The 21,804-nt window shown below is 57.4% G+C and carries 18 protein-coding genes and 1 tRNA gene; 13 read left to right on the top strand and 6 right to left on the bottom strand.

The annotated features are described in order from the left end of the window. The first annotated feature begins 182 nt into the window (after positions 1-182). From pcnB to pgi, 5 genes are all read left to right on the top strand, one after another. A complete protein-coding gene (gene pcnB, locus KFJ24_RS17880) occupies positions 183-1,550 on the top strand; it encodes a polynucleotide adenylyltransferase PcnB (protein ID WP_250832491.1) in 1,368 nt (455 codons plus the stop codon). Continuing rightward, positions 1,550-2,062, top strand: a complete 513-nt coding sequence (gene folK, locus KFJ24_RS17875) for a 2-amino-4-hydroxy-6-hydroxymethyldihydropteridine diphosphokinase (protein ID WP_250832490.1) — start codon at positions 1,550-1,552, stop codon at positions 2,060-2,062. The genes pcnB and folK (KFJ24_RS17875) overlap by 1 nt, the downstream gene beginning before the upstream one ends. A gap of 147 nt (positions 2,063-2,209) precedes the next feature. After that, a complete protein-coding gene (gene panB / locus KFJ24_RS17870) occupies positions 2,210-3,004 on the top strand; it encodes a 3-methyl-2-oxobutanoate hydroxymethyltransferase (RefSeq protein WP_250832489.1) in 795 nt (264 codons plus the stop codon). Beyond that, positions 3,001-3,849 (top strand): pantoate--beta-alanine ligase, encoded by an 849-nt coding sequence (gene panC, locus KFJ24_RS17865; RefSeq protein ID WP_250832488.1) that lies wholly within the window; start codon positions 3,001-3,003, stop codon positions 3,847-3,849. Before panB ends, panC begins: the two co-directional genes overlap by 4 nt. Before the next feature lie 30 nt (positions 3,850-3,879). Further along, positions 3,880-5,538: a glucose-6-phosphate isomerase gene (gene pgi / locus KFJ24_RS17860; protein WP_250832487.1), complete on the top strand. Its 1,659-nt coding sequence runs from the start codon at positions 3,880-3,882 to the stop codon at positions 5,536-5,538. Here the strand turns inward: pgi and folK (KFJ24_RS17855) are convergent. Together folK (KFJ24_RS17855) and folB are read right to left on the bottom strand one after the other, a co-directional pair. Further along, positions 5,524-6,048, bottom strand: a complete 525-nt coding sequence (gene folK, locus KFJ24_RS17855) for a 2-amino-4-hydroxy-6-hydroxymethyldihydropteridine diphosphokinase (protein ID WP_250832486.1) — start codon at positions 6,046-6,048, stop codon at positions 5,524-5,526. The genes pgi and folK (KFJ24_RS17855) overlap by 15 nt on opposite strands. Then, the gene (folB, locus tag KFJ24_RS17850; RefSeq protein ID WP_250832485.1) at positions 6,048-6,404 is read right to left on the bottom strand and encodes a dihydroneopterin aldolase; all 357 of its coding nucleotides are present in this window, start codon (positions 6,402-6,404) and stop codon (positions 6,048-6,050) included. The genes folK (KFJ24_RS17855) and folB overlap by 1 nt, the downstream gene beginning before the upstream one ends. Before the next feature lie 142 nt (positions 6,405-6,546). Here folB and plsY point away from each other — a divergent pair, with 142 nt between their 5' ends. Beyond that, complete coding sequence (gene plsY / locus KFJ24_RS17845; RefSeq protein WP_250832484.1) at positions 6,547-7,140, top strand: glycerol-3-phosphate 1-O-acyltransferase PlsY; 594 nt, start codon at positions 6,547-6,549, stop codon at positions 7,138-7,140. Positions 7,141-7,149: 9 nt separating this feature from the next. Here plsY and tsaD read toward each other — a convergent pair whose 3' ends face one another. After that, positions 7,150-8,205, bottom strand: a complete 1,056-nt coding sequence (gene tsaD, locus KFJ24_RS17840; protein WP_250832483.1) for a tRNA (adenosine(37)-N6)-threonylcarbamoyltransferase complex transferase subunit TsaD — start codon at positions 8,203-8,205, stop codon at positions 7,150-7,152. 236 nt (positions 8,206-8,441) lie between these two features. On the opposite strand from tsaD, the gene rpsU reads away from it, so the two are divergent. From rpsU to KFJ24_RS17805, 7 genes are all read left to right on the top strand, one after another. Continuing rightward, complete coding sequence (rpsU, locus tag KFJ24_RS17835; protein ID WP_007153483.1) at positions 8,442-8,657, top strand: 30S ribosomal protein S21; 216 nt, start codon at positions 8,442-8,444, stop codon at positions 8,655-8,657. Positions 8,658-8,812: 155 nt separating this feature from the next. After that, positions 8,813-10,540 carry a DNA primase gene (gene dnaG / locus KFJ24_RS17830; protein WP_250832482.1) on the top strand — a complete coding sequence of 576 codons (1,728 nt, stop codon included), beginning with the start codon at positions 8,813-8,815 and terminating at the stop codon, positions 10,538-10,540. Between the two features lie 119 nt (positions 10,541-10,659). Then, complete coding sequence (gene rpoD, locus KFJ24_RS17825) at positions 10,660-12,507, top strand: RNA polymerase sigma factor RpoD (protein WP_250832481.1); 1,848 nt, start codon at positions 10,660-10,662, stop codon at positions 12,505-12,507. A 99-nt stretch (positions 12,508-12,606) separates the two neighbouring features. Next, positions 12,607-12,683 (top strand) — tRNA-Ile (locus KFJ24_RS17820). Between the two features lie 120 nt (positions 12,684-12,803). Further along, positions 12,804-13,448: a PEP-CTERM sorting domain-containing protein gene (locus tag KFJ24_RS17815; protein ID WP_250832479.1), complete on the top strand. Its 645-nt coding sequence runs from the start codon at positions 12,804-12,806 to the stop codon at positions 13,446-13,448. A 642-nt stretch (positions 13,449-14,090) separates the two neighbouring features. Beyond that, positions 14,091-16,385 (top strand): molybdopterin-dependent oxidoreductase, encoded by a 2,295-nt coding sequence (locus KFJ24_RS17810; protein ID WP_250832697.1) that lies wholly within the window; start codon positions 14,091-14,093, stop codon positions 16,383-16,385. A gap of 20 nt (positions 16,386-16,405) precedes the next feature. After that, complete coding sequence (locus KFJ24_RS17805; RefSeq protein WP_250832478.1) at positions 16,406-16,867, top strand: DUF2489 domain-containing protein; 462 nt, start codon at positions 16,406-16,408, stop codon at positions 16,865-16,867. 328 nt (positions 16,868-17,195) lie between these two features. On the opposite strand, the gene KFJ24_RS17800 is transcribed toward KFJ24_RS17805, so the two are convergent. The 3 genes from KFJ24_RS17800 to KFJ24_RS17790 all read right to left on the bottom strand — a co-directional run bounded on the left by KFJ24_RS17800 (position 17,196) and on the right by KFJ24_RS17790 (position 21,755). Then, the gene (locus KFJ24_RS17800) at positions 17,196-18,560 is read right to left on the bottom strand and encodes an HDOD domain-containing protein (protein ID WP_250832477.1); all 1,365 of its coding nucleotides are present in this window, start codon (positions 18,558-18,560) and stop codon (positions 17,196-17,198) included. 148 nt (positions 18,561-18,708) lie between these two features. Next, the gene (recG, locus tag KFJ24_RS17795; RefSeq protein WP_250832475.1) at positions 18,709-20,784 is read right to left on the bottom strand and encodes an ATP-dependent DNA helicase RecG; all 2,076 of its coding nucleotides are present in this window, start codon (positions 20,782-20,784) and stop codon (positions 18,709-18,711) included. Between the two features lie 8 nt (positions 20,785-20,792). Beyond that, on the bottom strand, positions 20,793-21,755 hold the full coding sequence (locus tag KFJ24_RS17790) for a hydrogen peroxide-inducible genes activator (protein ID WP_250832474.1): 963 nt from the start codon (positions 21,753-21,755) through the stop codon (positions 20,793-20,795). Between the last annotated feature and the right edge of the window lie 49 nt (positions 21,756-21,804).

Raw genomic sequence — 21,804 nt, 5'->3', positions numbered from 1 at the left:
AATCCCGGTAACAACAAAAACAATGCAGATCGTCAACGCTTTGAGGGCGGATTCGTGTAAACGGATCCGCCTTTTGATTATCTGCCTTCAGGCATTTTGGCACTGCATTCCCTGCCAAACGTGTGCAAATCCTGCGCAAACCGTTAAACTCTCGGTTTTTGCTCATCGAACCACGGATTTCAATGCCTAAACGACTCGTCGACAAACTCCGCTCATTCATGCCCGGCAGCGGAAAGAAAAAGCCCCTAACATATCAACGCAGGGAAATTCCCCGCGACCAGCATAATGTCTCTCGCTCAATGATCAGCGAGCCCGCGAAAAAGGTTCTTAACCGGTTGAACAAGTCCGGTTTCGAGGCCTACCTCGTTGGTGGCGGCGTTCGGGACCTTCTCCTGAACGGCAATCCGAAGGATTTCGACATTGCCACCAATGCGACGCCAGAAGAGGTCCACGACCTGTTCCGGAACTCGCGCCTGATCGGCCGGCGGTTCCGCATTGTTCATGTGGTCTTTGGTCGCGAAGTCATCGAGGTCACTACCTTCAGGGGTAACGCCAGCCAGGCGGATGACGACCCGGAAGATGACGATCGCAAAACCAGTGAGCATGGATTGCTTCTGCGGGACAATGTGTATGGCAACCAGGAAGAGGACGCGCTGCGCAGAGACTTCACCGTTAACGCTCTCTATTACTGCATTCGGGACTTTACGGTTATTGATTTTGCCAACGGCGTAGAGGATCTTCGCAATCGCCAGCTAAGACTGATCGGTGACCCGGAAACCCGCTACCGGGAGGATCCGGTGCGCATGTTGCGGGCGATTCGCTTCGCCGCCAAACTGAATTTCGATATTGAACCGGAAACCGAAGCACCAATCCGGGAGCTGGCCCCGCTGCTGACGCACATTCCTCCTGCACGACTCTTTGAGGAAGTCCTGAAGCTGTTTTCCGCTGGTCAGGGCGAAGCCACCTACGACCTGCTGACACGGTACAACCTCCTGGCACCACTGTTCCCTGAAACCGTGAGGGCAATCGACGCTGGCGAGTCCGATGAACTTATCCGGCAGGCACTCAGAAATACCGATGCACGCATTGCCCAGGGCAAGTCCGTGACACCCTACTTCCTGTTTGCCGCCATGCTCTGGCCCGCCCTTCAGGCCGAATGGCATCGCCGTCAGGATAACGGCGACCCGGTACAACCGGCTCTTCACGGGGCCATCGGCAAGGTTATTGGACAGCAGGTCCAGGCCACCTCCATTCCCAAGCGATTCTCCGGTCCCATGAAGGAGATCTGGGAATTGCAGATGAGGCTGCCGCGCCGACAGGGTAAGCGGGCTTTCGTCACACTGGGCCATCCTCGCTTTCGTGCAGCCTACGATTTCCTCCTGGTCCGCGAAGCATCCGGCGAAACAGAGCCCGGGCTCGGCAAGTGGTGGACAGACTTTCAGAAACTGGACGAGCGCGGGCAAGAGCGCATGCTGACCGAATTAGGCAGTGACGCACCCAAGAAACGCCGGCGCGGCCGGAAACCACCGGTTAAACGGCCTGCCCCGTAATGAAGACCGACGCGTTCATCGGGCTGGGCAGCAACCTCGAAAACCCCGCTGCTCAGCTTGCCAGGGCCGTTGCCGAGCTGGCTTCGATGCCGGGCACGGTTCTGGTGGCACAATCGCCTTTTTACGCCAGCCGCCCGGTCGGCCCTCAGGACCAGCCGGATTTTGTTAATGGAGCGGTCTGGCTGAGCACCGAACTCGCCCCCCACACCCTGCTGGACCACCTGCAGAAGATCGAACAGCTTCATGACCGGAAGCGGCTTCGCCACTGGGGGCCCCGAACTCTGGATCTGGACCTGCTGATCTTCGGGGCACAGACGCTTGACGACGAACGGCTGACCGTCCCCCACCCGGAACTTCCAAACCGGGACTTTGTGCTCCAGCCACTCCTGGACCTGAATCCGGACATCACACTTCCCAATGGCAGCCCTGTAGCGCAGTTGCGGCAACGCTGCCCCGACAATCATCTCCGGAAACTTCCGCCTGTAGCACGGGATCCGGCTTCACCTTGGTGACGACAGTTCCGGCAACGCCCACACCTAAGCCTCGGTTATGGTTCATGCTACTATTGCCTCAGGCATACCCCCGGATTACCCTTAGCAACTAAATGCCGGCAGACCCCGGCCCGGTCTTGGCCCATCCACCCAAAAGGCAAGGATTATATGGCTGTAACGATCAATACCCTTCGGGAATACAAGCAGAAGGGCGAGGCCTTTTCCGCCCTTACCTCATACGACGCCACTTTTGCCCAGGTGGTCAGTGAAGCGGGTGTCGATGTCATTCTCATCGGCGACTCTCTCGGCATGGTTCTCCAGGGGCACGACAGCACCCTGCCTGTGACCATGGACGATATGCTCTACCACACCAGCTGCGTCGCAAAAGGCAATCGTGGCTCGCTGGTCATGGCTGACATGCCCTTCATGACTTACGGAACCGTAGACGCCGCTCTTGAGAACGCAGCGGAGCTCATGCGTGCGGGCGCGCACATGGTCAAGCTCGAAGGCACTGACTGGATGAAAGAGACCATCAGCGCGTTAAGTGAGCGCGGGGTGCCCGTTTGTGCGCATCTGGGGCTGACACCGCAATTCGTCAACAAGTTCGGAGGCTACAAGGTCCAGGGTCGCGACGATAAAGCGGCTGAAATGATGATCGAGCACGCCTGTGAGCTGGAGGCAGCCGGCGCCGATATTATTCTCCTGGAATGTGTGCCCGCACCACTTGCGGCCCGGATCACTCAAACCGTTAAAGCGCCCGTTATTGGTATTGGCGCTGGCTCAGACACTGACGGCCAGGTGCTGGTATTACACGACATGCTGGGCGTTACCACCGGGCGTAAACCGCGCTTCGTGAAGAATTTCCTGGCTGAGACCGAGTCTGTACAGGAAGCTGTGTCTGCTTATGTGAAAGCAGTCCGCGAACGCACTTTCCCCGGCGAGGAGCATACGTTCAAGGCATGAGAACCGTACATTCCCTGAAAGAACTTCGCACCATTCTCCGTGGCTACCGTCGGCAAGGAAAAACCATTGGCCTCGTGCCAACGATGGGAAACCTGCACGAGGGGCACATCTCGCTGGTTAGAAAAGCAGCCGAGGCCGCAGATATCGTGGTCACCAGCATCTTTGTAAACCCCATGCAGTTCGGTGCCGGTGAAGATCTGGAGTCATACCCACGCACTCTGGCCGAGGACCAGGAGCAACTGGAAGCCGCCGGCAATACGCTGGTCTTCGCACCCACGGCCAGTGAGGTATATCCGGACGGGCTGGCTCAACAAACACAGGTCATTGTACCCGATGTCAGCGATGGCCACTGTGGCGCAAGCCGCCCCGGCCATTTTGAGGGCGTAGCCACCGTGGTATCCATGCTCTTCAACATGGTGCAACCGGATTTCGCCGTGTTCGGAGAAAAGGATTTCCAACAACTGGCCGTTATCCGAAAGATGGTTCGGGATTTGATGGTTCCCGTGGAGGTGGTGGGAGCCCCTACCATCCGTGAGACCGATGGCCTTGCGAAGAGCTCTCGAAACGGCTACCTCTCGCCGGCCGAACGCAAAGTGGCGCCGGTGGTCTACCGCACACTCCGGGAAACCGCAGAGAAAATCGAGGAAGGACATCCGGATTTGCAGGCTCTGGAACAGGATGCGACGGCCAAACTCAGCAAGGCCGGTCTGCGCCCTGACTACTTTAATATTGTGAACAGCCGGACGCTGAAACCGGCCACGCCAGAAGACAGCGACATCACCCTGTTGGTGGCAGCGTTCCTGGGAACCACGAGGCTGATTGACAACCTGTCCATAACCCGCTGATAAAACGAACTGACAGAGAAGGATCCTCAAATGCCCACGAACCGGCCAACACTGACATCCAGCCCCGAATGGCAGGCATTGAGGCAACAGCAGGAAAAACTGGAATCGCGTCCAATGACGCGACTGTTTGCCGAGGATCCGGATCGCGGAAAACGATTCTTTATTCAGGGTGCAGGTGTGTCCCTGGATTTCTCCAAAAACCGCATCACCGATGAAACCATGGATGCACTGATGGCCCTGGCCCACAGCTGCAACCTGGAAGAACGCCGGGACGCCCTGTTACGGGGTGAAAAGGTTAATGTCACCGAGAATCGCCCTGCCCTCCATACGGCCCTCCGTCACCCGGGTAATGAAGCCATCATGGTAGACGGGGTCGATGTTGTCGCCGAAGTCCGGAAGACCCTTGACCGTATGGAGGCACTTACCGACAGCATTCTGGACCAGTCCAGAACTGGCTTCAGTGACAAAGCCTTTACCGATGTGGTCAGCATCGGCATTGGCGGCTCCTACCTGGGACCCAAACTGGTAGGCGAGGCTCTGCAGCCCTACTGGCACGGTGGAATACGCTGCCATTACGTCGCCAATATCGACGGCACGGATATCTGCGAAACCCTGAGGCTGGTCAATCCGGAAACCACCCTTTTTCTGATTCAGTCCAAGTCATTCCGCACGCAGGAAACCCTGGAAAACAGCAGGGTCGCACGGAAATGGTTCCTCGAACACGGCGGCGATGAGCCGGCGATTGCCAGGCACTTCCTGGCCGTGACCGCGAACGTAGCAGCAGCTGAAGATTTCGGTATCAAGGCCGACAATGTATTTCCGGTATGGGACTGGGTCGGCGGCCGCTACTCCCTCTGGTCGGCCATTGGTCTGCCTGTTGCGTTAACCATCGGCATGGACAGTTTTCGGGCGCTGCTGGCCGGCGCACACGCTATGGACGCCCACTTCAGGGATGCACCTCTGCGGCAGAATCTCCCGGTGGTGATGGGACTGCTCAGCGTCTGGAACAACAATTTCTGGCATGCAGGGTCCCACGCCATTCTCCCCTATGATCATTACCTGCGCAGCCTGCCGGACCATCTGCAGCAGTTGGACATGGAAAGCAATGGCAAACGTGTGAATGAGGCGGGACAGCCGCTGGATTACGAGACAGGCCCGGTGATCTGGGGAGGCGTTGGCTCGAACGGCCAGCACGCCTACCACCAGTTGATTCATCAGGGCACGCGACTGATACCGGCAGACTTTATCATTCCGCTTAAGACCCACAACCCGGTGGCGACTCACCATGCCGATCTTTTTGCCAATTGCCTGAGCCAGGCTCAGGCCATGATGGCAGGAAAATCACTTGAAGAGGCTCGGGCTGAACTGGCTGCAGAGGGACTCTCCGAGACCGAGATTGAACGGCTTGCGCCCCATAAGGTCGTCCCCGGCAACAAACCCAGCAACACTCTGCTGGTGGAGAAGGTAACACCGGAAACGGTGGGCGCCATAATCGCGCTCTACGAACACCGGACGTTCGTGCAGGGTGTGATCTGGGATCTGGACTCGTTTGATCAGTGGGGCGTTGAACTTGGCAAGCAGCTTGGCCAAGGCATCCTGCCACGACTGTTGGGCGACGCGGACAAAAACCCTGACAGCGATAGCTCAACAGACAATCTGATTGAGCTGTTCCGTTCAGTCAGCCGGTAGCGAAATCTGGCGCCCTTGCCAGCTAAAACCAATCGGCCATAGTTTCTGATCGGTACTGTATTCCTGCCAGAGCTGGCCATAGGGTTTGCCGCATACCGGGTGCAGAACCTCGGCTGCGATATCGGCAAGGGGGCGAAGCACGAAAGCATTCTTCAGGATTTCACCACGCGGCAGCTCCACGCCGTCGACCAACCCCACGGCGTCTCCGTAGGTCAGGATATCCAGATCCAGGGTCCGGGCACTGAACTTGGGCACGTTCCGACGCCGCCCGTTCTCGGCTTCCAGCTGTTTGAAACGCCGGGACAGCTCACCCACCGACAAGTCCGTGGCAACGCCCACCACCAGGTTCAGAAAGGGTGAACCATCAAAGCCAACGGCCTCGCTCTCATAGACCGGTGAAATCTCAAGCTCACCAAACCAGCCACCAAGCGCATCCAGGGCGGCCAACACATAACGTTCCCGATCGACATTGCTGCCGATACTGATGTAAACCTGAACCTTGCCGGCCATTAGCGCGCCCCTCTCTCGATGCAAACACCAACCCATCTGGCCGTCGGCACGGCACCGGGCTTCTTGAGTGTCAGCCTGAGCCAGGAAATGCCAAACGCCTCCTGCAGATCTGCCGCAAGAACTTCCGCCCCGTGCTCAAGTAACTGGGGTTTGAGTGCCTGCAGGCAGGACGTCACCCGCTCACTGACCGCTGCATAATCGAGCGCATCATTCACATCGTCAGAGGCTCCGGGAATACGGTTGTCCCAGGCCATCTCCAGATCTATCAACAGGCGCTGGTCAACCTCCCGCTCCCAGTCATAGACACCGACAACAGTCTCCACTGCCAACCCTTCAATGAGCACACTGTCTGTCAAAGCGACTCCCGGAGTATTCCACTCTTTGATAATTGAATAACACTCTCGGCCAGCGGATACTGTGCAATGACTGACCTGCAGTTTCGGGGTCGGCATTTTCGCACACAACACCCTGAGACGTCTCCGCCTTAGAGCCAACACCATGAATCTGCCCAGCGACCCGGTTGTTACCGTTCTGCTTTGTGCCGCCGCCTATCTCGCCGGTTCCGTGCTGTTTGCAATGCCGGTATGTCGCCTCTGGAAACTTCCGGATCCGCGTGCCCAGGGCTCCGGCAACCCAGGCGCCACCAACGTCTACCGAACCGGAGGCTGGCCGCCGGCGTTGGTTACCCTGATCCTTGATGCCGCCAAAGGCTGGCTCCCGGTGTGGCTGGCCCACGCCGCCGGTCTTTCAGTCATGGTGCAGGCCATCGTGGCCCTTTTTGCCGTAACCGGGCACATGATCCCCGCTTTTTACCGCTTCAAGGGCGGCAAGGGCGTGGCAACCGCCCTCGGTGCCGGCCTCGCCCTGGCGCCGATGACCACCCTGGTCCTGGCGGCAATCTGGCTGGCAGTCATGTGGCGGTGGCGTATTTCAGCCCTGGCATCCCTCATTGCGGTTGCCTGCGGCCCGCTGATCAGCGCATTTATTGAACCGGAAACCCTGCCCCTGTTCGGGCTACTGGCCATCCTGATTGTGGTGCGACACCGCAACAACCTGATACGGCTGGCCCAGGGGCGCGAGGCAGGACTTTAAGCACCCGCTTCACTCCACCAGTCCGGCGGGTCTTGATTCGCTGATCGCCGGGAGGGTATTCATCGGCCAGCGGGGTACCGCGACAATACGCTCACCATCCTGCTGTCCGGCCTGAAGGCGCTGTGCACCGGCATAAGCGATCATGGCGCCGTTATCTGTGCAAAACTCCGGCCGGGCGTAGAACACGAGTGCCTTCAACTTTTCCGCCATTTTTTCCAACCCGGCCCGCAGCCGCTTGTTGGCGCTGACACCGCCTGCAATTACGAGGCGCTTGCAGCCAGTCTGCTCAAGCGCGCGACGGCACTTGATGGTGAGCGTATCGACAACCGCGGATTCAAACGCCAGCGCGATATCGGCACGGGTCTGGTCGTTCAGGTCACCGGCCTCCCGGGCAGCATTCACCGTGTTCAGGGTAAAGGTCTTCAGGCCACTAAAACTGAAATCAAGACCGGGACGGTCGGTCATAGGCCGGGGAAACCGGTAGCGCCCGGCCGTGCCCATCTCTGCCAGAGCGGCAACCCGGGGACCACCCGGGTAATCGAGCCCCAGCATCTTGGCGGTTTTGTCGAAAGCCTCGCCTGCGGCATCATCCACGGATTCGCCGAGCATTTCATACTCACCAATGCCGTCTACCCGGACCAGCTGCGTGTGGCCGCCGGAAACCAGCAATGCCACGAACGGGAAGTCGGGTGGATTGTCCTCCAGCATCGGGGCTAAAAGGTGCCCCTCCATGTGGTGAACACCCAGCACTGGCACACCCAGCGCAAACGCCAATGCATGCGCCACTGAACCACCGACCATCAGGGCGCCAACGAGCCCCGGGCCGGCCGTGTAGGCAATGCCCTCAATATCCTGGCGGGTCTTGCCAGCCTCCGCCAGCACCTGGTCACACAGAGGCAGGAGTTTCCGAACATGGTCCCGGGACGCCAGTTCCGGCACTACGCCGCCATAGTCCGCATGCATATCGATCTGGCTGAACAGCGCGTGAGCGAGCAGGCCGAGCCTGCTATCAAACAGCGCCACGCCAGTTTCATCGCAGGACGTTTCAATACCGAGAATCAGCATAATATCCGGACCACATTGGTTCACTTGAAATGAGAGCCCGGCATTTTAGCAGAAACCCGAAACAGCCTGTCAGATTCATCGAACAAACATTGACCTCGCCATAACGCAGGCGCTATCATTGCCGCCCTAAAATATGCACTGGTCGAGTTTTAGCCAATCTGACCAGGGATCGAACCGGTCTGGCCTCGCCAGGCGGACAAAATTGAAACCGAATCTATCAGGTAGGTGATTTTCGAATGCCAGCTGTTAAAGTGAAAGAGAATGAACCGTTTGACGTAGCACTGCGTCGCTTCAAGCGTTCCTGCGAAAAAGCAGGTGTACTTTCAGAAGTACGTCGTCGTGAGCACTATGAGAAGCCGACCGCTGTTCGTAAGCGCAAAGCAGCCGCCGCCGTTAAGCGTCATCTCAAGAAGCTTCAGCGGGAACAGCGCAAGTTCGAGCGTCTGTACTAAGTTTCCAACTGACGCCGCTTGACTGCAAAGCACTGATTGCCTGTCCAGCCGCAGGCTGCACAGAGCGACTCAAAAAATGCCGCCGAGGCCTGGCTTCGGCGGCATTTTTGGCTATGGCCGAACTCTGACAAACCCCCGGTTGATCTGGAGTCTCCATGAGCGGACTGATCCCTCAACGCTTTGTTGAAGACCTGCTTGATCGCGTTGATCTGGCAGAGTTGATCGGTTCACGTATAACGCTTAAGAAAGCCGGTGCAAACTACAAGGCCTGCTGCCCGTTTCATGACGAGAAGACACCGTCTTTCAATGTCAGACCGGACAAGGGCTTTTATCACTGCTTCGGCTGTGGCGCCCATGGCGACGCCATCAGCTTTATCCGGGAATTCGAGGGGCTTGGATTCACCGAAGCCGTTGAAGACCTGGCGAAGCGGGCCGGGCTCGAAGTGCCCTATGACCAGGCCGCCAAACAGGAAATTCAGCAAGCCCGCACACTGACGGACGCGCTGGACTTTGCCAGCCGGTTTTATCAGTCGGCACTCAAAAGCCAGCAAGGCGCCTATGCGCGGGATTACCTGGAACAACGGGGGCTGGATGATGCCATCGTCCAACAGTACCAGATCGGCTACGCGCCGCCTGCCGGGACTGCACTGTTCGATGCCGCCAGCAAGGACCTGAAAGGCCCGCTAATTGAAACCGGCACGGTGTCCGACAAATACGGCCGCCCGAGAGACCTGTTTCGCAACCGGGTCATGTTCCCGATCCGCAACGGCCGGGGCAAGATCATCGCCTTTGGCGGACGGACGCTCGGCGACGACAAGGCGAAGTACATCAACTCCCCGGAGTCTGATGTATTCCACAAGAGCCGGGAGATTTACGGCCTGTTTGAAGCCAAGCAGGCACTGAAACAACTGGACAAGCTGCTCGTTGTCGAAGGCTACATGGACGTCATTGCCCTGGCTCAGCATGGCATCCATTTCGCCGTAGCAACACTGGGCACGGCAACGAACCAGGACAGCCTGACTGCACTGCTGAAACAGGTCCGACACATTGTGTTCTGTTTTGATGGTGATCAGGCCGGGTTCAGGGCGGCTGATCGCGCCATGGATAATGCTCTCGAACTGATGGCAGACGGACTGCACCTGCAGTTCCTGATGCTGCCACAGGGCGAAGACCCGGACACACTGGTGCGCAAGGAAGGCCCCGAGGCTTTCCAGAAACGCATCGAAGGCGCCACGCCGCTTTCGCGATACCTGTTTGACCGGCAGAGCGAAGGCCTGGACCTGCAACTCCCGGAGAACCGGGGCGAACTGCGGGCACGGGTCGAGCCGCTGCTTAACAAAATGCCCAGATGCACGCTCCGGGATGCAATGTGGCATGAAATGCTGCGTTTGTGCGGTGGTCGCAACCAGTGGCAGAACCGCGATCAGCAAAAGCGGGGCAAATGGAATGGTGAACGCCGCGACCGCGTCAATGAAGAGCGCATTGATGTAAAGCTGAGCAAGGACAGCATTTTATGCCTGGCCCTGCTGGAGGCCCCGGACCTGGCCACGGAAGTGGCCGAGCTCGCGGGAAGCTCACGGCAGTTCGGCCAGGCCGGAAACTTCGCCGGCTGGATTTTGGAGCAGAAAGTCCAGGATCGGAAAACACTGGTGCGAAAACTGGCACTGGATAACCAGGCCCGGGAGCGGTTCTACCATCTGTTCGACGGTATAGAACACATTCCGGCAAGGGAAAGTACACTGGCCGCCGCTCGGGAGCTGTTAAGCCCGAACGAAGAGGCATCGCGGCAGCAACGGCTGGCCGCACTGTTACGCAACCTTTCGAACCTCACGACCGAGGAACGTAAGGAGCTGAAAGCCCTGAGTAGTGGAACCCAGGACTAACAGCACTTGAAACTTGACGCACTGATCACCATCTAACCATTCGGTGGCAGAGCAACAGAGCGACAGCTATAATGGCTGTTTAACTTTTTTCCTTCTAGAAGCGAGTTCACAGGGTGTCTATGTCAGGCAATTCGCAGAAATCACGTTTGAAAGACCTCATTGCACGAGGCAAAGAACAAGGTTACCTGACTTACGCCGAGGTAAACGATCACCTGCCGGAAGACATCGCCGACCCGGATCAGGTCGAAGACATCATTCGCATGATCAACGACATGGGCATTCAGGTATCTGAAGTCGCACCCGATGCCGACACACTGCTGATGACCGACGGTGACTCCACCGCGGACGAAGCCGCAGCCGCAGAAGCTGCCGCAGCGCTGGCAGCCGTTGAGTCTGACGCAGGCCGAACCACGGATCCCGTTCGCATGTACATGCGCGAAATGGGCACCGTGGAACTGCTGACCCGCGAAGGCGAAATTGTCATTGCCAAGCGCATCGAGGAAGGTATCCGCGATGTCATGGCCGCCGTGGCTCACTTCCCGGGCACTGCCGGCACCGTGGCCCAGGCCTATGACCGGATCATCGAGAACGAAGGGCGTATCAGTGACATCGTTACTGGCTTCCTGGACCCGGACGGCGCCGAGCCGTTCATGCCCGAGGAAACGCCTGCGGAAAGCGCAAACAGCTCCGACTCAGACTCCGACGACGATGACGACTCAGACGAGGAAGAAACAGACAACGGCCCGGATCCCGAAGAAACCCGGCTCCGGTTCGAACTTCTGAGAGAAAAGCTGGATGCCGCCAATGCGGCGCTGGAGAAACACGGCCGCTCTGACAAGAAAACCCAGGTTGCGCTGAATGAACTGGGCCAGGTCTTTGCCCCGTTCAAGCTGGCCAACAAGGCCTTCGATGAGCTGGTTAATGTGGTTCGCTCAACCAATGATCTGGTGCGTGAGAACGAGCGCGCCATCATGCGGATCTGCATCCGTGACTGCAAAATGCCACGCAAGGAATTCATCAAGTCGTTCCCGGGCAACGAAATCAACCTGGACTGGGCCGAAAAGATTACCAAGAGCAAAAAGCCCTACGGCGCCCCCATGGCTGAGCGCCTCGATGAAATCGTTCGCCTTCAGAAGCGTATCCAGAATGTCCAGAACGACGTGGACCTGGACGTCGCCGACATCAAGGAAATCAACCGTCGGGTATCCATTGGCGAAGCCAAGGCCCGTCGTGCCAAGAAGGAAATGGTTGAAGCCAACCTGCGTCTGGTTATTTCCATCGCCAAGAAGTACACCAACCGCGGACTGCAGTTCCTGGACCTGATTCAGGAAGGCAATATCGGCCTCATGAAGGCGGTAGACAAATTTGAATACCGTCGCGGCTACAAGTTCTCAACCTACGCCACCTGGTGGATTCGTCAGGCCATCACCCGCTCTATTGCGGACCAGGCCCGTACCATTCGTATCCCGGTACACATGATCGAAACCATCAACAAGCTCAACCGTATCTCCCGCCAGATGCTGCAGGAGATGGGCCGCGAACCTACGCCGGAAGAGCTGGGTGAGCGCATGGAAATGCCGGAGGACAAGATTCGGAAGGTCCTGAAGATCGCCAAAGAGCCGATTTCCATGGAAACCCCGATCGGCGATGACGAGGACAGCCATCTCGGCGACTTCATCGAAGATATCCAGGCGCTCTCGCCGGTGGATACTGCGACCGCTGAAGGCCTGCGCGAATCCACCCGCCTGGTACTGGCCGGTCTGACCGCCCGCGAGTCCAAGGTGCTGCGCATGCGCTTCGGTATCGAGATGAACACCGACCACACCCTGGAAGAAGTCGGCAAGCAGTTCGACGTCACCCGGGAGCGGATCCGTCAGATCGAAGCCAAGGCCCTGCGCAAACTGCGCCACCCTTCCCGCTCCGATCACCTGCGCGGATTCATTGACGACCAGGGCAATCAGGGTTAATTCCCTCAAACAGTAGCGGGCGCCGCACCTCACCGGTATAATGGCGCCCGCTTTGTTTCCCATGTCCGGAAACACCTTTCAAAACAGCACTTGCTGCACGGGCCTATAGCTCAGTTGGTTAGAGCAGGGGACTCATAATCCCTTGGTCGGTGGTTCGAGTCCACCTGGGCCCACCATTATTAAAACACTCACACTTGCCCGCCGAGCCAATCACTGCGTCAATAAGTTTTACACTTCTCAAGCCACCAAATACTCTGAGACTCCTCAGACTCCTGTTTTTCTTGCTTATATAGTACATGGCATGGCATCTGCTTAACTTTCAAATAGGCAAGGAGCGGATACCGAGCCATAAAACTAAACAGGGAACCCCTGAGGACGGCAAGGAAATGAAAAACTTAATGAAATTCGTGATACCCTCCCTCACTTCAGTCATGCTGCTTTGGTCTCTGTCAGCAAGTGCCGTGCTGCTTGGACCAGGAGATGCCGACTTCGAACATGACCCAGGCCCTCCGAATAACACTTTGGACGCGGATGATGTAGCAGCCTTCTTCGGAACTTCAGATCTGAGCTTGTTGTATAAAGCCGAGGTCGATCCAGCTGCCGAGGAAGGCCCTTACCAGTCCTTCTATTCTACAGCCTTTAGTGGCGACCCCAACGATGCTCTCATTACTTGGGACGGGCCTGACTACATCAGTTGTCCGGAGTGTTATCTGGTGGTTAAAGATGGCAGTCAGCACCCACAATATCTGTTCGATCTGGGTAACTGGAATGGCAAAGACGCTTTGGACTTACAAGGCTTTTATCCTGACGGTGGCGCAATTTCCCATGTAGCCATATTTGGCAAGTCCGTTTCGGTGCCAGAACCTGGCACACTGGGTCTGCTGGGTCTCGGTATATTGGGTGTGGTCACTATGAGGCGCAAGCTCCAGAAACCCATGTGAATGTCAGCTCATTTTACACTTCTGAAGCTCCCCTCGCCGGGGAGCTTTTTTTGTGCGCCAACACTCCGCTACAAAATGACATACTTTCGACCTGCCTTGCCCACGAGATAACGACCAACTTGCCAGCGACAGACCAGTGTGGTTTTGCCGACACCGGCCCCTGTCAAAAAAACCAAAGTCTCTACGAGACAAGCCATATACACTTAAAGCCGATCAAACCTACCAGTCATGTTCTCTAGACGGAATCACGACCCGATTATAAAAACAACGAAATGACGGGGTATTTCAATCCCGGTTTGCAGCACAGGGGATGTCCCTGGCAGTTGCAGCAGTATCCGCCGGCGTTTCCATGTCAACCACCGCCAGCTTGGGCAACCTTGGCACCACTTACGGGGCATGCCTATGGACGTGGCAACGGTCCAGCCGCTCTCCATGTTCAACCGCCAGGTACCTGCTACTTATTACAACCGGGTAAATGAGATCCCGGCAGAGCTCCATCCTGCTTCAGGCCAGCCCATCGGAATGGCCTTTTTTGCCTGCGAGGGCCGTCATGACTTTTCCCATCCCGTTTCATTCCTGCTAATCTGGTTGCACAATGAAACCGACAAACCCACAAGAATAAACCGCTCCGGGGGATCATCCATGGAAAACGGCATCCATTACCGCACCTGCCACCTCTGTGAAGCCATGTGTGGCGTGGCAATAGAGGTGAAAGACGGACACATCGCGTCCATCAAGGGTGACGAGGATGACCCCTTAAGCCGAGGGCATATCTGTCCGAAGGCGGTGGCACTGCAGGATCTCCACGAGGATCCGGAGCGACTCCGGAAACCCGTTCGCCGAACGGAGAAGGGGTGGCAGGAGATGGAGTGGGACGAGGCGTTTGAACTCGTGGCCCAGAAACTGCACCAGACCCGCAAGGAATTCGGCCGTAACAGTGTCGGGGTCTATCTGGGCAACCCCAACGTCCATAACCACGGCTCCCTGGTTGCAACCATGCCGTTCCTGAGAGCCCTTGGCAGCCAAAACCGGTTCTCAGCAACCTCAAACGACCAATTGCCGCATATGCTGGCGAGTCTTGAGATGTTCGGACACCAGATCCTGTTTCCGATACCGGACATTGACAACACCGACCTCTTTATCTGTATTGGCGCCAACCCCATGGCGTCCAACGGCAGCCTGATGACGGTCCCCGATTTCCGTGGCCGCATCAAAAGCCTGAAAAACCGAGGGGGAAAGCTGGTTGTGGTGGATCCGCGCCGCACGGAAACAGGCAAGCTGGCCGATGAATTTCATTTTATCCGGCCTGGCACCGATGCCTTCCTGCTGATGGCCATGGTGCACACCCTTTTCGACGAGGAGCTGGTTGACCTCGGCCCCGCCGAACATCTGGCGAAAGATGTGGACCTCTTACGACTGGCCTCTCTGAGCTTCGCTCCAGAGGCTGTCAGCAAACACACCGGAGTGCCAGCTGAAGACACCCGCGCACTCGCCCGCACGCTGGCAAATACCCCAAAGGCCGCCCTGTATACACGAATGGGCACCAGCACCCAGGCGTATGGTGGCATCGCAACCTGGTTGGCTTACTGCCTGAATATCCTTACCGGAAAACTGGATACACCTGGCGGACTGCTGTTCACCCAGCCCGCCATTGACCTGGTTGCCTTGGGCGCCATGTCTGGCCAGAAAGGCCATTTCGGCAAGCGCCACAGCCGCGTGAAAGGCTTGCCGGAGTTCGGCGGAGAATACCCGGCCAGCACCATGGCCGATGAAATCCTGACTCCGGGGGAAGGACAGATCCGCGCCTTCGTGACCGTAGCAGGAAACCCGGTGCTCTCCAGCCCCAATGGGCAACGTCTTGAACAGGCCTTTAGCGGCCTCGATTTCATGGTGTCCGTGGACTATTACCTTAACGAAACCACCTGTCACGCAGACGTGATACTACCGCCAACTGCAGCGCTTGAGCGCAGTCACTACGACCTGATTTTCAGCATGGCCGCCGTGCGCAACTTTGCCAAATACAGCGACGCGCTTTTCGATGCCGGGCCGGACAGTCGTCATGACTGGCAAATACTGCTGGAACTGGCCCACAGGTTGGAAAAACAACGCAACGGGGGCCACTTACCTATCCGTTCCGAGCTTGGCTGGCGGACCTTCAAACAGATCGGACCTGACCCGATACTGGACCTGCTGCTCAGAACAGGTCCTTACGGCACCGACGTTGGCCGTATTCGGGGACTGACCCAGCCAGCCATCGACCTGGTTATGGATATTCTGCCCGAGCGTCATCCATTAAGGGGTATGGCAAAACTGAGCCCACTGAACCGGCGTTGGCAGCAGCTTCCGAAAGGTCTGTCCCTGTCCGCTCTGCGGGATAACCCCAATGGTGTGGATCTTGGTCCCCTGCAACCGTCACTGCCGGAACGCCTGTTCACCCGGGATGGCAGGATCAACCTTGCGCCCCGGCGGTATCTGCAGGATTTGAAACGCCTGCATGATCAGCTTGACCAACCGGTGCAAGATGATCTGCTTCTCATCGGCCGCCGGCATGTTCGCAGCAACAATTCCTGGATGCACAACAGCCGGCGCCTGGTCAAAGGCAAGGACCGGTGCACATTGATGATTCACCCCCGGGATGCCAGCAGGCTCGGCTTGCAGGCCGGCGACTCCGCCGAGATCAGCGCCCAGGACCGGAAAATCGTACTGCCGGTGGAGATTACCGAAGACCTGATGCCAGGTGTCGTTTCAGTACCTCACGGCTGGGGACATAACCGTCAGGGAACCGGGCAATCGGTTGCTGCGGCTCATTCCGGAGCCAGCATCAATGATGTTCTCAGCGACGAACAGATTGATCCGCTGGTGGGCACCTCCGTATTGAATGGTCAGGCCGTTACTGTCAAAGTCTGGCGTCCGGAACGACAACGTAAACGGGCCTGACCCGAAATGAGGAGAACGGAATGCCGCAGTGGCTACAATGGACCCTGATCATTGGTGGAGTGGCGGCCATCACACTGCTGTTGATTTTCATCCGTCGCCACGCCGGGATTATTTCGGAAAGCCGCCGCCGCAGCGAAAAGGCGGACGCTTTTCAAAAGCAGCGGCGACAGGACATGATCGACAGCATTCGCGTTATCGCCATGGCAGTCGAGACTGATCAGGTGGAATACTCAGAGGCCTGCCTGCGCATCAAGGGCCTGCTGGATCATGTTGCCCCGGAGCTTCTGGAGCAGTCGCCGTTTCGGGTTTTTCTTGTCGTGCACGAGAAACTACAACACATGCCGACGCATGGCGCCCGACAAGCGACGGAAACGCGCTTTGTGGAGAAGATGGATAAGGAACGGTTTGAAGTGGAAGAAAAGCATGCCGATGAGATACGGCGTGCGGCAACCGCCATCAGACACCATCAGTTCGCTCCCTGACCATGGCCGCCTCAGTCACTGGTCAGACCTCCTTTTTGTAACAGTTTGTAACCGGAGGATCGAATGGCCTCAACTATTAGCAATGCAAATCAATAGCTTCCGGACAAGCTCAAAACCGACGAAACGTTCATTTATTGATGCCTGCAGCGGTTGACTTTTATTTTTCCTGTCATTGTCTAAATTGAAAACAGGGCGGTATATATTTCTGCGACGATTACGGCCCTACGTTGTTTTCTCCTGATAAGCTTGGACGCCTCTGCAACAAGCGGGTGAACTTGCCGGCCTTCGGGCCGGCTTTTTTGGAGGGGAAGTGCGGGGGAGTGTCCAGCTACTGATGCATCATGCCTGCCATCGCCATGATACTGTTTTTGCTGTTGACCAGTTCATCAAACTGCTCTTCAACCCGTTCCCGGTTCAGCCCGAGCTCATCATATAACTCCTGGCTTACCTCTTCCCCTGCTCCCAGAGCCACACCCCGGGTAGTCAGGAGCTGTCGTCCAAGCCAGAGCAGTTTGGCGTAAACACCGCATGGTCCATCGTAGTGCTGATTCTTCTGATAGCGAATAGCGAGAGTAACCTCATCCGGCATACCCCAGTTTTCCATCAGCTGGGCTGCAATCTGTTCGCGGGTGATGCCAAGCAGATAGTGCTCAGTCACGGATGAGTCTGTCTGTGGATTCACCTCCAGAGAACGGCAGACCAGCTTGAAATGCGGGGGAAATACCTGGGCCAGCACGAGGTAGCCAAAGTTATGCAGCAGGCCAGCAAGGTAGGCGAGACCAAAAACCGGGCGCTCACCACGGGGCATCATACTGGCAAGAATACCGGCGGACTGGGCTTGCCAGATGGCCTGCTGCCAGTAATCCACATAACCGTCCGGATGATCCTGGGGTTGCTTCAGTGCGCGGCCCAGTGAAAGCCCCATAGCCAGGTTCATGACCAGATCAAACCCCAGGACCCGGGACACTGCATCGTGCACAGAGCGAACCTGCCCGGCTGCGGCATAAAAGGATGAAGAGGCCCAGCTCACGACCTGGGCAGCAAGGCTGGGGTCACTCTCGACAATATCCACCAAGTCCCCCATCACGGCGTTCGGGTTTACCCGCAGGTGGATTATTCGCTGGGCTGTCTCCGGCAAAGGGGGAAGTTCGAGCGTATCCTCGAGGCGCTGCTGAATACGGAGACCCGTGAATTTCTTGATAGCGGCATGAAACTGGTCCCGGTCTTTGGCGTGATCATCGAGGTTGACAGCAATGGACTCAGGATCCACCGCAAAAGAACGGCGCTCAGCCTTGTTCGTTAGCATCCGGAAATCATCTGCAGGCATAACCATTGCCAGATTCTGTTCCCCCAGCGCCAGAGCAACCGCGGGCAGTTCATCAACCCGACTATCCACAACCGTCGGCCAACCGGTAAGGGATGGCAGCGCCGGGAGCTCACTCAAACCGGCGCGTTCTCGAACCCGGACCTGCTCCCGCCGCTTCATCAGACCCAGGTCCCTGCCGAGATGCTTATTCAGCCGCTCAAGATCAATGAGATCCTCCTTGCGGCAAATAGCCTGGAGATTGCCCTCCCCGTCACTAAGCAGCACCATGCGAAGCAGCTCCTGCTTACTCGCCTGGCTTGCATTACGCAGTGATACCCCCGTGGCAGAATCCCCCAGGGCCTGCTGAACCGCGACAGGTAGTTCCATCGTCTTCTCCCGAATATTGCTGTTTACGGGATCACCGCGTGCTCCCGTAAGATTTCACTCAAGTATAGAGTAAAGTTCGACCCCAGATGTTGATGCAAACACATTCGAGGGGCAACTTAATACGCAAAGGGCAACTCAACAGACGTGCTCATACATCACCATAGCGGATTTTTTCACCCAGCCAGCGGCGGATCAGGCCATCAACGACAGACGGATTCCGCATCAGGCCAGGAGCCATTTCACGCACCGGCTCAATCCAGCCCTTGTCTCGTTCAAAATCCGCCAGCCGGAACTGCATCATTCCTGTCTGGCGGGTACCCAATACTTCACCCGGCCCGCGAATCTCCAGATCCTTCTCGGCAATAACAAAACCATCCTGACTGTCCCTGAGTGCCTGCAAGCGGGCTTTGCCATTGGCAGATAGGGGCGGATGGTACATCAGCACACAAAAACTGGCCTCCTCACCACGACCCACCCGGCCCCGGAGTTGGTGCAACTGGGCCAGGCCAAGGCGTTCCGGATTCTCGATAATAATCAGAGAGGCATTCGGTACGTCCACACCTACCTCGATAACGGTAGTGGCGACCAGCAGATCCAGTTCACCCGTCTTGAAGCGCTCCATAACGGCGGCTTTTTCCTGAGCTTTCAGCCGACCATGCACGAGGCCTACTTTCAGGTCCGGCAACCTTTCCGCTAATTCCTGCTCAGTAACTTCCGCGGCCTGGCACTGAAGCGCCTCTGACTCCTCAATCAGGGTACATACCCAATAGGCCTGGCGACCTGATCGGCAGGCACTGCGCACTCGCTCGATAACATCTTCCCTCCGGCTATCGGGTATCACGATCGTTTCTATAGGCTTGCGACCCGGAGGCAATTCGTCAATAACGGATGTATCCAGGTCGGCATAGGCGCTCATGGCGAGGGTCCTGGGTATGGGCGTCGCGGTCATAATCAGTTGGTGCGGTGCCAACGTGCCGCCGACACCTTTTTCGCGGAGTGCCAGACGCTGATGGACGCCAAACCGGTGTTGTTCATCAACAATCACCAGGGCCAGACGATTGAACACCACGTCATTCTGAAACAAGGCATGGGTGCCAATCACCACGCTGGCGGACCCGGACTGAACCGCTTCAAGCGTTTCCTTCCGCGCCCTACCCTTAACCTTGCCAGACAACCAGGCCAAACCAATACCTAACGGTTCCAACCAGCCACGAAAGTTCTGGAAATGCTGTTCCGCAAGAATTTCCGTCGGCGCCATAAGGGCAACCTGGGCACCCGCACCTATGGCCTGTAATGCGGCCAAAGCCGCCACGACGGTTTTCCCTGAACCAACATCGCCCTGCACCAGCCGCAGCATCGGCAATGGCTGGCTCAGGTCCTGACGGATATCAGTCATTACGTGACGCTGGGCGCCAGTGAGTTTGAAAGGCAGTGAATCGAGAAAATGATCCACAAGCGCCCCTGAGGGCAAAAGAGGCAAGGCTGCCCTTGCCTGGATCTGTTCCCGGACTTTCAACAGGCTGAGCTGGTGTGCCAGCAACTCCTCCATCACCAGGCGCTGCTGGGCAGGATGCCGGCCTTCCATCAGCAGGTGCACCGGTGCATTGGCGGGTGGCGAATGCACCAACTCGACCGCCTCAGTAATGCCCGGAAGCTGATAGTCAGCCAGTAATTCCGGAGGCAACAAATCCCTTATCGGAAATCTCTGGAGGTATCCCAGTGCCTGCTGGCAGAGGCCGCGAACGCGGGGTTGCTGGATGCCTTCGGTGAGCGGATAGACCGGCGTCAACGTTGCCTGCCCTTCGGCGGGCATGGGCGGAGGGTTAACCTGATATTCGGGATGATAGAACTCGTAGCCGGCACGCCCTGGGCGCACTTCACCGAAACAGCGAACCCGGGCGCCCTCAGACAACTGGTTCTTCTGGGCAGCGTTGAAATGGAAGAACCGCATCACCAGGAAACCGCTGTTGTCTTTCAAGGTGACCTGCAAGCTGCGGCGACGCCCCATAACCAGGTCCGCCTTCACGACCTCGCCTTCAACGACGGCTACATCACCAATTCGCAGACTGCCCATGGAAACCACACGGGTGCGATCCTCATAGCGGTGGGGCAAGTGAAACAGCAAGTCCTGAAGCGAGGAGATGCCCAGCCTGGCCAGCTTTTCCGCCAGGGCGTTTCCTACGCCCTTCAGCTGGGTGACCGGGATGTCATCCAGTGACGTCATAATGGATCTCAGGCACTTTCTTCGGCCACGACCGGTTTATCCGTTTTCGCTTTTTCAATGACCCTGCACTGACTGGCGGCCAGGGAGAGCACATCAATCGCCTTGGGACGCGGGAAGGTCACCCGCCAGGCAAGCGCCACAGTCCGGAAGGGGACGGGTGCTGCGAACGGCCGGACGGCAAGAATGTTTTCCTGGTACTGCATGGCGGTTGCCGCCGACAGCGGTAACACAGTGATGCCGAGACCCGAAGCAACCATGTGGCGAATGGTCTCCAGCGAGCTGCCCTCGGTCACGAGCGCGGGTGAATCCGCGTCAACCCGCCGTGTCACGGCATCCACCAGCGGCGGACAGGACTCCAGTACCTGGTCCCGAAAACAGTGCCCCGGCCCCAGCAGCAGCAACTGCTCTTTGGCCAGCTCCTCCGCAGTCAGCTCGTCCCTCTGCGCCAGGTGATGGCCGGCCGGCAACAAAACAACGAATGGTTCGTCGTAGAGGGGCAGGGTCAATACTTCCGGCTCTTCAAAAGGCAGGGCAATAATGATGGCGTCCAACTCGGAATGGCGCAGTTTCTGACGCAAACTGGCGGTGTAGTTTTCTTCTATATACAGCGGCATTTCAGGTGCCGCCCGCCGAAGTTCCGGTAACAGATGAGGGAAAAGATATGGACCAATGGTATAGATAGCGCCGACTTTCAGTGGCGAACTCAACTGATTCTTGCCGTCCTGCGCCATGTCCTTGATAACCCCGACCTGATCCAGAACCCGCTGGGCCTGGCCGATGATCCGCTGTCCGGTTTCCGTAACCCGGATGCTGCTCTTACTGCGCTCAAACAGCGGAATACCCAGCTCGTCCTCCAGCTTCTTGACAGCGACACTCAGCGTCGGCTGACTGACATGGCAGCGCTCGGCAGCGCGACCAAAATGCCTTTCACGGGCAAGCGTAACGACGTATCGTAACTCGGTGAGAGTCATGGTGAGCTCCGGTCAATGGGGACGGGTCGAAGATTCGTTTATTTATGAG

It is taken from the genome of Marinobacter sediminum (genome assembly GCF_023657445.1).
Taxonomy (GTDB): Bacteria; Pseudomonadota; Gammaproteobacteria; order Pseudomonadales; family Oleiphilaceae; genus Marinobacter; species Marinobacter sediminum_A.
This window is presented reverse-complemented; position numbering and strand designations above follow the sequence as displayed.

Excerpts from the sequence above, each read along its gene's own strand:
- pcnB (WP_250832491.1), top strand. The coding sequence starts at position 183 with ATGCCTAAACGACTCGTCGACAAACTCCGCTCATTCATGCCCGGCAGC.
- folK (WP_250832490.1), top strand. The coding sequence starts at position 1,550 with ATGAAGACCGACGCGTTCATCGGGCTGGGCAGCAACCTCGAAAACCCC.
- panB (WP_250832489.1), top strand. The coding sequence starts at position 2,210 with ATGGCTGTAACGATCAATACCCTTCGGGAATACAAGCAGAAGGGCGAG.
- panC (WP_250832488.1), top strand. The coding sequence starts at position 3,001 with ATGAGAACCGTACATTCCCTGAAAGAACTTCGCACCATTCTCCGTGGC.
- pgi (WP_250832487.1), top strand. The coding sequence starts at position 3,880 with ATGCCCACGAACCGGCCAACACTGACATCCAGCCCCGAATGGCAGGCA.
- folK (WP_250832486.1), bottom strand. The coding sequence starts at position 6,048 with ATGGCCGGCAAGGTTCAGGTTTACATCAGTATCGGCAGCAATGTCGAT.
- plsY (WP_250832484.1), top strand. The coding sequence starts at position 6,547 with ATGAATCTGCCCAGCGACCCGGTTGTTACCGTTCTGCTTTGTGCCGCC.
- tsaD (WP_250832483.1), bottom strand. The coding sequence starts at position 8,205 with ATGCTGATTCTCGGTATTGAAACGTCCTGCGATGAAACTGGCGTGGCG.
- rpsU (WP_007153483.1), top strand. The coding sequence starts at position 8,442 with ATGCCAGCTGTTAAAGTGAAAGAGAATGAACCGTTTGACGTAGCACTG.
- dnaG (WP_250832482.1), top strand. The coding sequence starts at position 8,813 with ATGAGCGGACTGATCCCTCAACGCTTTGTTGAAGACCTGCTTGATCGC.
- rpoD (WP_250832481.1), top strand. The coding sequence starts at position 10,660 with ATGTCAGGCAATTCGCAGAAATCACGTTTGAAAGACCTCATTGCACGA.
- KFJ24_RS17815 (WP_250832479.1), top strand. The coding sequence starts at position 12,804 with ATGGCATGGCATCTGCTTAACTTTCAAATAGGCAAGGAGCGGATACCG.
- KFJ24_RS17810 (WP_250832697.1), top strand. The coding sequence starts at position 14,091 with ATGGAAAACGGCATCCATTACCGCACCTGCCACCTCTGTGAAGCCATG.
- KFJ24_RS17805 (WP_250832478.1), top strand. The coding sequence starts at position 16,406 with ATGCCGCAGTGGCTACAATGGACCCTGATCATTGGTGGAGTGGCGGCC.
- KFJ24_RS17800 (WP_250832477.1), bottom strand. The coding sequence starts at position 18,560 with ATGGAACTACCTGTCGCGGTTCAGCAGGCCCTGGGGGATTCTGCCACG.
- recG (WP_250832475.1), bottom strand. The coding sequence starts at position 20,784 with ATGACGTCACTGGATGACATCCCGGTCACCCAGCTGAAGGGCGTAGGA.
- KFJ24_RS17790 (WP_250832474.1), bottom strand. The coding sequence starts at position 21,755 with ATGACTCTCACCGAGTTACGATACGTCGTTACGCTTGCCCGTGAAAGG.